Below are 14,369 nucleotides of genomic sequence, written 5' to 3' on the forward strand. Positions count from 1 at the left end.
CACCAATTGTTATCTTTACACCTGACTTTAATCACGTAAACAGATAAACAGATGAACATAACAGTTGGTGCCAAAGCTCCTGCCTTTTCGCTGGTAAGTACAGACAAGCAGACAGTTTCCCTGGAGGATTTTAAAGGACAGAACCTGGTCATTCTATTTTTTCCGATGGCCTTTACCAGTGTCTGCACAGCAGAACTTTGCAGTATAAGAGATAATATTGCGCTCTATAATGGTCTGAATACGGCGGTAGTAGGAATATCTGTGGACTCGCCTTTCACACTGAACAAGTTTAAGGCTGACCAGAACCTGAATTTCACCCTGCTGTCGGACTTTAATAAAGAAGCTTCACCGGCTTACGGGGCTTTTTACGAGACATTTAACCTGGGTCTGAAGGGTGTTTCTAAAAGAGCAGCCTTTGTGGTGGATAAAGAGGGCGTCATCAGATATGCGCAGGTGTTAGAATCTGCCGGCGATCTGCCTGATTTTGAAGGAGTTAAGAATGCGCTCAGCAGTCTGCAATAAAAGTTATCCGAAAGCGTTAAATTTTTTAAAAAAGTAATGGCGGGCCTTCCTTTTTGGCTCGCCATTTGTTATTTTTACATAGGTGATATTGTGAAATAAATCGACTGATATTTGAAAAAATCTTTATCTTTACGGGTATGTGGAAAACCTCTACGCTATTACTTACTTGCTTCCTATGCCTTGCATCCTTAACGGGATGGGCACAAAGCGCTAAAACTTCTCCATTCTCTGATGGAGGTAGTAAGATCGTGAAGCTATATCCTAACCCGGCAACCAGCAGGATCAATTTCGAATTACAGAACAATAACGACCAGGGGTATGATCTTATTGTCTTTAACTTCCTGGGAAAAAGAATAGATCAGTTCAAAAATCTGAACACACGTACTACAGTTGAATTGGATAAATATTACAGTGGTGTATATATCTTCCAGTTAAGAGACCGTCAGGGCAACCTGGTAGAATCGGGTAAATTCAACGTAGTTAAATAATTCATCAGGCATTTCCTTTTAACTAGTTATAAAAAGAAAGGGGCTCGTACAGAACGGGCCCCTTTTTTATTTCCCCCCGGTTGTTGCCCGGGGTACAAAATACCTTATTGCACTTCTACGATGAGGAACTTCAGATAAGTGGTATTCTCGATATTCCACAGGATCGGATGGTCCTGCGCCTGGGTCTGGAAGGTTACCTGACGCAGCTTCTTTTTAGCGTCTTTGGCGGCCATATCGATGATCTCCAGGAAGAGGGATGGCGGCACCAGGTTGGTACAGGAAGCTGTTACCAGGAAACCTCCCGGCTTCAGCAGTTTCATACCGCGCAGGTTAATCTCCTTATACCCTGTAATGGCCTTCTGGATGTTTTCGCGGCTTTTCGTGAATGCCGGCGGGTCCAGGATCACTACATCGAATTTCTTTTCTTCCCGGGTCCATTGCTTCAATACATCAAATGCATTGACTGCCTGGAACTTACATACGTCTTCCAGGTTGTTCAGGGCGGCATTCCGGCGGGCGGTATTTACCGCATGTTCGGAAATATCCAGTCCGAGTACACTTTTGGCCCCATAGTGGCCTGCATGGCAGGAGAAGGTACCGGTATAGCAGAATGCTTCCAGTACATCGGCGCCTTTCACTATATGCTGGATGGCACGACGGTTATCCTGCTGATCGAGAAAATAACCCGTTTTCTGGCCATTTTCTATATCTACATGGAACTTAAGACCATTCTCATTGATGATCACGTTAGTGTCGAAAGGAGCGCTTAAAAAGCCCTTTTGCTGGGATAATCCTTCCAGTTCACGTACGGGTACGTCATTTCGCTCATAGATCCCTTTAGGGGAGAAGATCCTGTTCAGGGCATCCACAATGGCGCTTTTCCAGCGGTCCATTCCCAATGCCAGCGTCTGCAATACAAAATGGTCGTTGAACTTGTCGATGACCAGGGCTGGCATCTCGTCTGCCTCTCCGAAAACCAGGCGGCAGTTTTCCACATATCCCAGCTGCTGGCGGTATTTCCACGCTTTCAGCAGGCGGCGGTAAAAGAATTCAGCATCAATCTGCTCATCCTTATCGCGCGTAAGCAAACGCACCAGGATCTGGGATTGGGGATTGATATATCCCCTGCCGATGAAAAAGCCCTGATGTGTAAATACGTCTACCGTATCGCCAGCGGTCACCGGTCCGTCAATTGTCCCCACTTCGTTCCCAAATATCCATGGATGGCCCTGCAGCACACGGTTCTGTATCTTTTTCTTTAAAAAAACTTTGGTCATTGCAATTTTTTCCAGGCTGCAAAGGTAAGGCAATTACAGATTAGGAGGTGGTAATTTAGGGTGGGTACGTGAGGCCCCTTCTCTTCTCTGTGTCAATTTGTCTTCTCTTTCTATCTTGGCAAGTTAATTGTCTGATGTACCTTTGCAGACAATATTACTTCATAAAAAGAAAACGTAAAAGATATGCAGACAAACGGACAGGACACCGAAAATGGTAAAGGCATGCCGGATATTAATGCTGATGAGAACATGAGCGGCACCACACACCTCAACGATGCCTTGGCGGATGAAAGCGAACTGGATAAGAAACAACAGGAGCTCAACGAAATAAGGGATAAATACCTTCGCCTGGTTGCGGAATTTGATAACTTCAAGAAGCGCACCGCTAAGGAACGAATCGAACTGATGCAGACGGCCAACAAGGAAGTGATCATTTCTTTGCTGGATGTGCTGGATGATAGCGAACGTGCAAGTAAACAGATAGAAAACGCTACCGACATTAATGCCGTAAAAGATGGTGTTGCGCTGGTTTTCAATAAATTAAAGTCGACCCTGCAAGCCAAGGGCCTTAAACCTATGGAGAGTTTGCACACCGAATTTAATCCTGATCTACACGATGCCATCACTGAGATTCCCGCACCCTCAGAAGAACTGAAAGGAAAGGTAATTGACGATATGCAGAAAGGGTACTACCTGAATGACAAATTGATACGTCATGCCAAGGTAATAGTAGGGAAATAAGTGACGTTCTGACAGAAATGCTTTCATTAACCATGCCGGCAAATTGCCGGCCTTAGTGTGATATATGTCTACCAAAAGAGATTACTACGAAATACTGGGTATTGCCAAGTCTGCCTCCCAGGATGAAATCAAAAAAGCTTACCGTAAGGTAGCTATGCAGTACCATCCTGACAGAAACCCCGACAATAAAGAAGCAGAGGAGAAATTCAAGGAGGCGGCAGAAGCCTATGAAGTGTTGAGTGATACCGATAAACGGGCCCAGTATGACCGTTTCGGACATGCCGGTCTGGGCGGCGGCCGTGGTGGCTTCAACGGAGGCGGTATGAACATGGATGATATCTTCTCCAACTTCGGAGACATCTTCGGAGATGATATCTTCGGCAGCTTCTTTGGCGGCAACCGCGGAGGCGGTGGTGGCGGAAGACGCGGCAGAGGGACCCGTGGTTCCAACCTGCGCATCAAGATCCGTCTGACCTATGAAGAGATCGCGAAAGGCGCTAATAAAAAGATCAAGGTTAAAAAATATGTTCCCTGTCACCACTGTAGTGGCCTGGGAGCCAAAGATAAAAATGCATTCCAGACCTGCGGTACCTGTGGTGGTTCCGGTCAGGTAAGGAAAGTGACCCAGACCTTCCTGGGCCAGATGCAGACAGTGACTACCTGTCCTACCTGTCACGGTGAAGGACAGACCATTACCAGCAAATGCGGCCACTGTAAAGGTGAAGGACGCGTTTATGGCGAGGAAATGGTAAGCATCGACATCCCTGCAGGTGTACAGGAAGGTATGCAACTGAGCATGAGCGGAAAGGGTAATGCCGGCGAAAGAGGCGGCGCTCCCGGTGACCTGCTCATACTCATCGAGGAAGAACCACATCCGGAACTGCAACGCGATGGCCTGAATGTAGCGTATGACCTCTACATCTCCTTCCCTGACGCCGTATTCGGCACCTCTGTGGAAGTACCTACCATCGACGGTAAAGCGAAGATCAAAATACCAGCAGGCACCCAGAGTGGAAAGATCTTCCGCCTGAAAGGCAAAGGATTCCCTTCCGTAAACTCTTACGAGAAAGGCGATCAGCTGATACACGTGAATGTATGGACGCCACAGCAGGTAAGCAGTGAAGAAAAGGCATTTCTGGAGAAGATCCAGTCTTCTGAGAACTTTAAACCGAACCCGGAGAAGTCTGAAAAAGGCTTCTTTGAAAAGGTGAGGGATATATTTAGCTAAATGCTGTCATTTCATCATGGCAGTATAGCAGTATTAACACAGCACGTACTCAGACTTTTAATATGAAGAGGTTATATCAAATTGGTATAACCTCTTTTTATTTTATTGCGCTAAATAGCTTCGGTTTCAGTATGGGATGGCGGTCGGCGCCTCTCCTGTCTGGAATGCTATCGGGCGTTGTCAAGCGAATAGGGGATTGAATATGGATTGGACAGCACCGGTCTTGTCCTTCTTACTTTGTCTTTCTTACTTTTATATTTTTTACTTTTACAGGCTAATGTTCGATCCATCCAAACTTCAGATGCTGGAAAACCGCCTGGTAAAGGTGTTCAAACACCTGCGCAAGACTGCGCGCCGGCAAAATATTACCTGCTATAGGGTGTATGATGATGATATTCCGGAGTTTCCCTTCAGTATAGAATTGTATGAAGACCACATTTATGTGGCGGAATACCAGCGCCAGCACGGTATGGAGGAAGAAGAACATGAAAACTGGCTGGATAGCTGCCTGGAAGTGATCTCCAAAGTGCTGGAAGTACCCCTGGAAAAGATCTTCGTAAAACAACGCCAGCGTAAGGCCAGCAGGCAGGATCAGTATGAGAAGCTGTCTTTTGAAAGCCATGAAATGACCGTACACGAAGCAGGCCTTTCCTTTAAAGTAAACCTGTCTGACTACCTGGATACCGGCCTATTCCTCGATCACCGTATTACCAGGGGCATGGTCAGAGAGTTATCTGCCGGCAAAAAAGTACTGAACCTCTTCTGTTATACCGGTTCCTTCTCCGTATATGCTGCGGCTGGCGGCGCCATCCAGGTTACTTCTGTGGATCTTTCCAAGACCTATCTGGCATGGGCAGAAGAAAATATGCGGCTAAACGGTTTTGATGTGGCCAAACATCGCTTTGTACACGCCGATGTATTACAATACCTGGATACCCTTGCTGAAGGCGAATTTGACCTGGTAGTACTCGATCCGCCCACCTTTTCGAACAGTAAACGGATGAAGGATTTCCTGGACATTCAGCGCGACCATGTCTCCATCCTTAATAAAGTGTTAAGGGCCATCAAACCGGGTGGTGTGATCTACTTCAGTAACAATTACCGTCGTTTTGTGCTGGAGAGCGACCGTATACTAGCCTCCGAAATAAAGGATATTACGGCGCAGACCATGCCGTTTGACTTTCAGCAGAAGCTGATCAGGAAGTGTTATAAGATCACGCGATAAATGGCGGTAATAGCGGTAAATGGCGGTAAATAGCGATAAGGAGGGGTAAGGACTTTAAGGTTTAATCTTCTATTTTCTTCGATTTCTTCAGTTCTCTCAGTAAGACGATAAATTCCTTGCGGTAGCCGCCGGGATCATCGTCCAGCGACCGCTTTGCGATGTCCAGCACCATATTGCAGGAACCATCTCCTTTATAGGCGGATTTTCTTAGCAACATCCCCATCAGGGCCACTGCACTGGCAAATCGGAAGTCGCCGGAGGCTGCCCTGAACTCAGTCAGTTCACCCGGCACTTTATAATGCAGGAATCTCATGGTGGTGTCAATCGCTTCCCGGTACCCCAACTGAATAGTAGCCAGGGAACTATCCGCTTCCCTGTTTCCATTTTGTGGAACGATCTCATACATGGCTACGGCACAATGCCCTGACCCGATGATCCCACCGGAGATCTTATCGGTTGCCGAATCTTCATCATTTATCACTTTGTTTTCATAGCCTATCAACCTGTAAGACTTCACTGTGCGCGGGTTAAAGAGCACATCAGCCTGCACGTCTTTTGCCACGGTAAACAGGGTGCTCCCAAACTCTTTTGCGAAGATTTTATTGGCTTCTTCCAGGTTATCGATATAGGCAAAATTGCCATTCCCTTTACTGGACAAAGTCTCTAATTTGGAATCCTTGTAGTTTTTCATCCCAAAACCCAGGCAGGTAAGCAATACGCCGGTCTCCTTTTTACCGAGTATCAGCTGCTCCATGTCGTAATCGCTGGTCTGGCCGACGTTAAAATCGCCGTCGGTGGCCATGATGACCCGGTTATTCCCGTCTTTGATGAAATTCTCTTCTGCTATTTTATAAGCCAGCTTAATGGCCGCTTCCCCGGCTGTTGCCCCTCCGGCACTGAGGTTGTCTATTGCATTCAGGATCTTCGCTTTCTGATCGCCGGGAGTACTGGGCAGGATAATACCCGGCGCACCGGCATAAGCAACGATGGCTACATGGTCATTACTACGCAGGTTATTGACCAGGATACGGAAGGCGGCCTGTAACAAGGGTAGCTTATTGGGCAGAGACATAGACCCGGATACATCTATCAGGAAAACGAGGTTACTGGGAGGCAGGCTATCCAGGTTGACGGCTTTACCCCGGACGGCGATCTGTAATAAGCGGTGGTCAGTCGCCCAGGGGCAGGTGGCATAACTGCTGTAAATCGCCAATGTCTGTCCGGGAGGTGGTAATGGATAATGATAATGGAAGTAGTTCATCATCTCCTCTATGCGTACTGCATTGACGGGGATCTTTTCTTTTAGCTTTACGAAACGCCGGATGTTGCTGTAGGCCGCTCTGTCTACATCTACGGCGAACATAGAAGCGTTCTTTATATCCGTTTCGATAAACTTATTCTCGTAGAGCGTCCCATAGGTCTCATCAAAGAAGGCGCGGGTACCCATAGCAGAATTGCCGTAATTGGGATTGGAACCATTGGAAGAACGTTCCCGGGCGATGGCTTTGGCCTTTTTTGCCACATCATCCTGGATCTCTTCCCTGCTGTTCAGCTGAACAAGCATACGGCTATAGGCTCCCGCAGACAAACGTTTCGGGAAGTATTTGTGATGTTCAAATAAAAGTGTCGCGTCCTGAGAGGGCACCGCAATGCGAAAAAGTCCGTACTGGTTCGTAATAACCCTGGCGGTATCATTGTTTACTGTGACGATCACTCCCTGCAGCGGACTGTGAGAGATGCTGTCTTCGACTGCCCCTGAAATCCATATCTTCTGAGCTCTCCCAGGTACAAGGATAATTAAGCTGGCAAGCAGCATAAGGAGCCTTTGCATCAGTTTTGCATCAGTTATACATAAATATAATAAAAACGGAAAAAGGAAGATAGGAATTGTGAATATGATTGGGGATTGGGGCGTGGGGACTGGGGGTGAGAATCATCCATTTCCCCGGGGTTTGTCACCCCGGGCTACAAACACAAGGCTCCTAAAGGAACCTATTGACGTTTGTTGGAAACAGAGATTGGAGCCTTCCGGGGGAATCCGCTCCGCCAGGAGCGGCGTGTTTGTAGCGCGGGGTGATAACCCCGGGTCATAAATAATGCCCCATTAAATCGCGTATGATTATATGGGGCAATATCCCCCGGGGTTCACGCAACCACGTGAACCCCGGTCCGTATAATTACATCTAAATTATTCCAACAGTTTATAGATCTCCGGCAGGTTTCGTCCCAATCCATCATAATCCAATCCATAACCCAGCAGGAATTTATTAGGCACTGAGAAACCCAGGTAATCAATCTTAATAGGATACTGCATTGCTTCCGGTTTAGTGAGCAGCGCAGCGATCATCAGTTTTTTAGGCTGCTGATGCTCCAACTGTGGCAGGAACTGGCTGAGGGTTTTACCGGTATCCACGATGTCTTCCAGGATAACCACGGTACGGCCGTACAGGTCTTCATCCAGACCAATTGCCTGCACTACGTTACCGGTGGATTTCATCCCTTTGTAAGAGGCCAGTTTAATGAAAGATATTTCTGCCTCAATGGTAAGGTATTTGAAAATATCTGCGGCAAACATAAAGGAGCCATTCAGGATGGCGATGAACAAAGGCTTTTCTCCTTTCAGATCATTATTGAGCGCTGCAGCCAATTCTTTTATGCGCTCCTGTAGCTTGTCAGCATTGATGTATGGCTCAAACTTTTTATCGTGTACCTGTATGACAGACATGTGATTCCGATTTATGTGATTAGATTTTACCGACCAAAAGCCGTTGTCCTATTTTGATATCAAAATTTTCCAGATGATTCCATTGCTGCAGCTGTTCTACTGTTACGTTGTAGCGTTTCGCAATACCATACAGCGTTTCTTTCGTCTGTACTTCGTGATATAATGAATTGCCTTCTCTTATAGGTCCGCCTTTCCCGGCTGCTGGTTGAGACGGTGCCTCTGCAGGTTGCGCAGGAGATGTTGTTACTACCGGTTCAGCAGGTTCCTCTGATGCAGGCGTTGGTTGCGCCGGTGTTGCAGGTTGTGTACCTGATGGCTGCGTGGTAGCTGGTGCAGGTTTGGAAGAAGACACAGGCTGCGAAGACGCTGGCGCTGGTTGTGCCGGTGCTGCAGGTTGTGTACCTGATGGCTGCGTAGTAGCCGGCGGTCTGGAAGAATATACAGGCTGCGAAGACGCTGGCGCTGATTGTGCCGGTGCTGCAGGTTGTGTACCTGGTGTAGTAGCTGGTGGTTTGGAAGAAGATGCGGGCTGTGTGGCAGCAGGCTTCGAAGCTGCAGGTGTATTCTGTGCTGCGCCACCGCCTGTAGTCTTCACTTCTCCCAGCTTCTTCAGATCATCCATCATACCTGGAGGCAGATTACTCTGCTGGGCAGGCGTATTGTTCTGCTGTTGCTGTGCCGCGTTCTGCTGCGCTATTTCCTGTTGCCTTTCCATTTCTTCTCTGACGTCTTCCACGATCTGCCCCGGATGAAGATCACCTTCTGTAGGATCTTCTGCCGGCGGATTTTTTGCCAGACGAGGTGTTTTGTTCGCATAACCGGCCAGTGCCAGCCGCTCTCCTACTTCAGGTTCCTGGCCTTCTTTCATTTTATTACGGCGGCGTAACCAGCGAAGCTGGATACCTTCCGATTGTGCAATGTCATACATGGTTTCACCAGCAGCTACTGTGTGGTAGTCGTTCTTTCCTGACTTGCCTTTCTTCTGCAGGAAGATAAAGGTTGCTTCTGGTAAAGGATCATCATTCGGCAGGTCATTGTAGTGAACGAGGTTTCGTAGTTTGATATCCCGCTGATCGGCTATCTGTATCAGTGAGGTGCCGGCAGGTACCAGTATTACCTTACGGTCATTGATCTGGAATACGCCTTTAGGTGCATTGGCTTTGCTAATACCGGATGATTTACTGCCACCAACAGGTGCTTTGGATGGTTTGGATGCCGCCACTTCATCACCTGTCTTAGCATTGCCTGTTCCTGCTTTGGCCACGCCCTCTCCTTCCAGCGTATACTGCTGCAGGTTGTAATCTTCAATGAGCTTGATCAACTGTTGCGGATAGGTATTGCTGGTAGCATACCCGGCCTGTTTCAGGCCATAGGCCCATGATTTATAGTCTTCTTCCTGTAGCTGGAAGAGGAAAGCATAGCGGGGATTATTCCGCAGAAAGTCTGAATGATCCCTGTAGGAATCGGCTGCGGAAGGATATTTGCGGAAACATTCCTGGCGGGCGTCATCGTCATACCTGACACTTTCGCCGGTCCAGTTGTTCTTACATTTTATGCCGAAATGGTTGTTGGAGTTTTGCACCAGCCAGCTGCCACCCGACTGCGTTTCCAGGATACCCTGCGCCAGCTTGATGGAAGCTGGTACGCCACTACGCTGCATTTCAGCAATGGCGATATCCTTGTACTTTGCAATATACTGCTGGGTAATCAGCACTTGCTGTGCCTTCAGCATGGGCATGCAGCCAAACAGAAAGCTACACACTAAAACATATCTCCTTAGTTGCATGTACGGTGAATTTAATGGGTATGGTTCTCGTAAGCGGATCAGCTGATCTTTCTGATGATCATCAGGCCGTCCCTGAGCGTCAGCAATAACTGTTCCGCTCTTCCGTCAGCTGCTACCTTTTCGCAGAAGCTGATCATTGCTTTGGCATTGTTACTTTGTCTTGATGGTTCTAATAGCGTCTCTCCATGAAAGAGTACATTGTCCGCCAGTATATATCCTCCCGGGCGTATCTTCTCCCAGACCAGATCGTAGTAGTGCTCATAGCCTGTTTTATCTGCATCGATAAATACCAGGTCAAATACTTCATCCAGCTGTGTTATAATATCTGCTGCCTTACCAATATGCATTTTTATCTTTCCGGATAGTCCTGCTTCTGCGAAATAACGCTGGCACATCTCTTCTCTTTCCTCATTGATGTCGATGGTGTGTAATACACCTCCTTCCTTTAATCCCTGTGCCAGGCAGATAGCCGAATAGCCGGTATACGTCCCGATCTCCAGCACCTTAGTTGGTTGTAGCATATAGCTCACCAGGCTCAGGAACTGTCCCTGCAACTGGCCGCTTAGCATATGCGGCTGCTCGACCTTCAGATATGTTTCCCGGTGTAACCGCTTCAACACATCTGTTTCAGGACTAGTATACTTTTCTGCAAACGCTTCTACAGCAGCAGGAATTATATCCATGTTGTACAATTTTTGCAAAAATATGGCAATAAATCCTAGAAGTTGGGACGCAACTTATTCGTTGTGTAGAATACCCTGAAGTATTCCACCACTTCATCGGCTGTATCAAACAGCTTTAACAGGCCCAGGTCTTCCGGAGAAATATTGCTTTCCTTTTCCATCATGGTGCTGCTGATCCACTCCAGCAGCCCGCTCCAGTATTCCCTGCCTACCAGTACCATCGGGGTTTCCGTCATTTTCTTGGTCTGGATAAGGGTGGCTACTTCAAAGAATTCGTCCATGGTACCGAAGCCTCCGGGCATCATGACAAAGCCCTGGGAATACTTAGTGAACATTACTTTACGCACAAAGAAGTAGTCGAAGTGCATGTTCTTGTCATGGTCGATATATGGATTAGGGTTCTGCTCATGTGGCAGAGAGATGTTCACACCTACTGATTTCCCTTTCACTTCCTGCGCGCCTCTGTTGGCTGCTTCCATTACCCCCGGACCGCCTCCGGTGATGATGCCGAAGCCTTCATCGGCCAGGCGTTTTGCAATATCGTGTGCTAATTCATAATACCTGCTTCCGGGTTTGGTGCGTGCAGAACCGAATATAGAGATACAGGGGCCCATTTTTGCGAGAGATTCAAAGCCATCCACGAACTCGGCCATGATCTTGAAAATCTGCCAGCTGGAATGGGCTTTTGTTTCTGTCCAGTCTCTCTCCTTCAAATGCATTAAACGATCGTTCATTACTGAGAGTTGTTTGTTCTATAATTGGCTAAAATACTGAAAAAGTGCCGTGAATACGACAGCGAATATAATGCAGGACATTTTAAAGGGCAGATCAGTTCCCCCTCATATGGATTGAGCGTATGCGGAGGGCGGCAACTGCAGAAACATTGCTGAAGCTGATAATACGAGCGTTTTTAAAAAGAAGCAGGTAACTTGAAAGAAACCCGCTTAACATTTAACACGTTATGAACATGTAGTTGCCGTTGTTTGACATACCACATAATTTTTATCCATAGCTGGCCATAACGTATAACGTTCAATGCTTTTTTCTTCCAGGTTAGTAGTGTTGTAATAATTGCAGCCTGTATGTACAGGCATGTGAACAGTACAGTGTTTTCATATAACGTGGTTTAGTTTTCACTTTTGACCTTGAGGGTGGTCAATTTTTACTTAAAATACAGATAATCTTTGTTAATTCCTAACATGATAAAAACAATTGGCAACTAACAATTAATGCAGTCGGGTTACACGGAAAAACACACTGTATAAATACGCAGACATCAGGGAAGCTTGTCGCAATACGCCATCCCACATCCTATATCCTGCATCCTATATCCTGTATCCTATATCCTGCATCCTGTATCTATCCTGTATCTATCCTGTATCCCATATCCTGATAGTGTCCTGCCACCCATAGGAGACAGCTAAGTAGCAGACGGTTAAAGATGGAGCCAGCGGGCCTTCGGCTCTTTGGGCATACGATTGATACTGCCCAATAGATATTCCAAAGCCCATACGCTTGATAAAATCCTAACAGCGATCAGATCCCCAGAGAGGCGCCGACCGCAGGCCCATACTTTAACCGCACGCTACTTGCGGTAAAAAAAAAGGGATCGGGCATTAAATACCCGATCCCTTTATCAAGTAGTTTTTTCCTAAAATCCAAGGCTGGCGCCCACACGCAGTATCAGACCATTCTGGTAAGGCGATCTGCTATCCTGCAATACATCATATAAAGCCATAATGCTAAAGGCAGCACGCTCACCGACAGGCTGTGTATAACCACCCCCCATCAGCAGGCTGGCTACGCCATAGTTCTCCTTGACAACCGTTTTTGGATCAGTATCGTAGTAGGTGCTTTTCAGATTGACGTAGTTGTATTCCGGCTGGATATGAATAAAGAGGAAATCCAGCGGATATACACGGCCCCATACACCGCCACCAAAGATACTATACTGGTTGCGCTGGCCGGTATTGCCATAGTAGTCACGGAAACGCTCGGATCCGTATTGGGCATTAATAGCCAGACCGGCTGCAAATAACTGGGAAATACGGTAACCTACCAGCGGGGATATGTTGATATTGGTATAATCTCCAAATGCGAGGCCCAGGGAACCTCCAATAATGAGGCGGGAACCATCAAATTTTTTCTTGTGGCTAGTTGTATCTGTTTTGTAATACTGTGCATGTACCAGTTGTACAGCTGTCAGCAGTAAAAAACACAACAATAAACGTTTCATATTACTGTCCTTTTAAATGGTTTATCATCAATCAAAAATCTTCCCCCTGTTCAGTATATTGGATGGATCGAACACCTGCTTGATCTGCCGCATCAGCTGCATAGAAGTGTTGTCAAATATCACATCCATATAACTTTTCTGTACCAGGCCTATGCCATGTTCTCCGCTGATGGTACCTCCGAGCTGTTTTACCAGCAGGAAGATCTCGCGGATACCTTCTTTCAGTGTTCCGTTCCACTGCTCTTCGGTCAACTCTCCCCGGATGATATTCACATGCAGGTTGCCATCGCCGGCATGTCCGTAACACACGGAATGGAAACCATATTTACTTCCTATCTCTTTTACACCTTTCAGCAATACCGGCAGTTCTGCCCTTGGTACCACTGTATCTTCCTCTTTGTAAACAGAATTGGCTTTTACGGCTTCTGCCACCCGGCGGCGTAATTTCCAGAGTTCTTCTTTCTGCTGATGATCTTCTGCAAAGAGGATCTCTCCACAGTCGAATTCAGTTACTACTCCGGCAATTCCCTCCATTTCCTGCATCAGCACCTCCTGATAATTTCCGTCTACTTCTATCAGCAGGTGGGCTTGCACATCATCTTCTATTTTGACAGTGCTGCTGTCTACATACTTACTCACCCAATCCAGTGCATCCCTTTCCATAAATTCCATGGCGGAAGGTGTGAACCCCGCACGGAAGATAGCGCTTACCGCTGCACAGGCATTTTCAGCCGACCGGAAAGGCACCAGCATCAGCAGGTTGAATTTAGGTAAGGGGATCAGGCGGAGTACAATTTTGGTAACAATACCCAGTGTGCCCTCACTACCCACTACCAACTGTGTCAGGTTGTAGCCGGTGGCGTTTTTCAGCACATTAGCCCCTGTCCAGATCACATCCCCCGAGGGAAGCACCATTTCCAGGTTCAGCACGTAGTCTTTCACCACTCCATATTTAACAGCTTTAGGCCCTCCGGAGTTCTCTGCAATATTTCCCCCGATAAAGCAGGAGCCTCTGCTGCTGGGGTCGGGGGGATAGAATAAACCTTTTTCTTTTACGGCATCCTGCAATACTTCAGTGATCACACCGGGTTCTGTAGTCACCTGCAGGTTTCTTTCGTCCAGGTCCAGGATCCGGTTAAACCGTTCCATGGAGATCAGCACACCACCCCATTGTGGCAATGCGCCGCCGCTCAGTCCTGTACCACCGCCACGGGGAGTGACAGGCAGGCCTTCCTGCTGGCACAGACGCATGATGCGGCTCAGTTGTTCTGTAGTATCCGGTTTCAACACCACCTCAGGGAGATAGTGCAAATCTTCTGTTTCATCATGTGCATAGTTGTCCAGGCTTTCTGAATCAACTATCACATACGCTGCCCCTACTATCTCACGAAAAGCTTCGAGATGGCGGGTATTTACTTTCGCGAAATCGATCATGCAACAAAAATAGGAAAAAGCATC

Annotated in this window: 13 protein-coding genes; 5 read left to right on the top strand and 8 right to left on the bottom strand. The window is 47.2% G+C overall.

Going from position 1 to position 14,369, the window contains the following annotated elements; genetic code table 11:
* Nucleotides 1-51: 51 nt before the first annotated feature.
* Nucleotides 52-522, top strand: coding sequence for a redoxin domain-containing protein (locus tag BLR32_RS00090; protein ID WP_089828212.1), 471 nt, complete (start codon nt 52-54; stop codon nt 520-522).
* Nucleotides 523-659: 137 nt separating this feature from the next.
* Entirely contained in the window at nt 660-1,010 is a 351-nt protein-coding gene (locus tag BLR32_RS00095) for a T9SS type A sorting domain-containing protein (RefSeq protein ID WP_089828213.1), read from the top strand.
* A gap of 104 nt (nt 1,011-1,114) precedes the next feature.
* Here the strand turns inward: BLR32_RS00095 and BLR32_RS00100 are convergent, their stop codons facing one another.
* Nucleotides 1,115-2,287, bottom strand: a complete 1,173-nt coding sequence (locus tag BLR32_RS00100; protein WP_089828214.1) for a class I SAM-dependent rRNA methyltransferase — start codon at nt 2,285-2,287, stop codon at nt 1,115-1,117.
* 183 nt (nt 2,288-2,470) lie between these two features.
* Here BLR32_RS00100 and BLR32_RS00105 point away from each other — a divergent pair, with 183 nt between their 5' ends.
* The 3 genes from BLR32_RS00105 to BLR32_RS00115 all read left to right on the top strand — a co-directional run bounded on the left by BLR32_RS00105 (nt 2,471) and on the right by BLR32_RS00115 (nt 5,481).
* A complete protein-coding gene (locus BLR32_RS00105; RefSeq protein ID WP_089828215.1) occupies nt 2,471-3,028 on the top strand; it encodes a nucleotide exchange factor GrpE in 558 nt (185 codons plus the stop codon).
* Nucleotides 3,029-3,092: 64 nt separating this feature from the next.
* Nucleotides 3,093-4,256, top strand: coding sequence for a molecular chaperone DnaJ (dnaJ, locus tag BLR32_RS00110; RefSeq protein ID WP_089828216.1), 1,164 nt, complete (start codon nt 3,093-3,095; stop codon nt 4,254-4,256).
* Nucleotides 4,257-4,533: 277 nt separating this feature from the next.
* On the top strand, nt 4,534-5,481 hold the full coding sequence (locus BLR32_RS00115) for a class I SAM-dependent methyltransferase (protein WP_089828217.1): 948 nt from the start codon (nt 4,534-4,536) through the stop codon (nt 5,479-5,481).
* 61 nt (nt 5,482-5,542) lie between these two features.
* Here the strand turns inward: BLR32_RS00115 and BLR32_RS00120 are convergent, their stop codons facing one another.
* The 7 genes from BLR32_RS00120 to BLR32_RS00150 all read right to left on the bottom strand — a co-directional run bounded on the left by BLR32_RS00120 (nt 5,543) and on the right by BLR32_RS00150 (nt 14,345).
* Nucleotides 5,543-7,312, bottom strand: a complete 1,770-nt coding sequence (locus tag BLR32_RS00120) for a vWA domain-containing protein (RefSeq protein ID WP_089828218.1) — start codon at nt 7,310-7,312, stop codon at nt 5,543-5,545.
* 357 nt (nt 7,313-7,669) lie between these two features.
* The gene (gene hpt, locus BLR32_RS00125) at nt 7,670-8,206 is read right to left on the bottom strand and encodes a hypoxanthine phosphoribosyltransferase (RefSeq protein WP_089828219.1); all 537 of its coding nucleotides are present in this window, start codon (nt 8,204-8,206) and stop codon (nt 7,670-7,672) included.
* Nucleotides 8,207-8,225: 19 nt separating this feature from the next.
* Nucleotides 8,226-9,992 (bottom strand): glucosaminidase domain-containing protein, encoded by a 1,767-nt coding sequence (locus tag BLR32_RS00130; RefSeq protein WP_089828220.1) that lies wholly within the window; start codon nt 9,990-9,992, stop codon nt 8,226-8,228.
* Nucleotides 9,993-10,030: 38 nt separating this feature from the next.
* Nucleotides 10,031-10,675: an O-methyltransferase gene (locus BLR32_RS00135; RefSeq protein ID WP_089828221.1), complete on the bottom strand. Its 645-nt coding sequence runs from the start codon at nt 10,673-10,675 to the stop codon at nt 10,031-10,033.
* A gap of 35 nt (nt 10,676-10,710) precedes the next feature.
* Nucleotides 10,711-11,409 carry an LOG family protein gene (locus BLR32_RS00140; protein WP_218124129.1) on the bottom strand — a complete coding sequence of 233 codons (699 nt, stop codon included), beginning with the start codon at nt 11,407-11,409 and terminating at the stop codon, nt 10,711-10,713.
* 917 nt (nt 11,410-12,326) lie between these two features.
* Nucleotides 12,327-12,911 carry a hypothetical protein gene (locus BLR32_RS00145; protein WP_089828222.1) on the bottom strand — a complete coding sequence of 195 codons (585 nt, stop codon included), beginning with the start codon at nt 12,909-12,911 and terminating at the stop codon, nt 12,327-12,329.
* A gap of 27 nt (nt 12,912-12,938) precedes the next feature.
* Nucleotides 12,939-14,345: an FAD-binding oxidoreductase gene (locus BLR32_RS00150; RefSeq protein WP_089828223.1), complete on the bottom strand. Its 1,407-nt coding sequence runs from the start codon at nt 14,343-14,345 to the stop codon at nt 12,939-12,941.
* Nucleotides 14,346-14,369: the final 24 nt, after the last annotated feature.

The organism is Chitinophaga filiformis, assembly GCF_900102545.1.
Classification (GTDB): domain Bacteria; phylum Bacteroidota; class Bacteroidia; order Chitinophagales; family Chitinophagaceae; genus Chitinophaga; species Chitinophaga filiformis.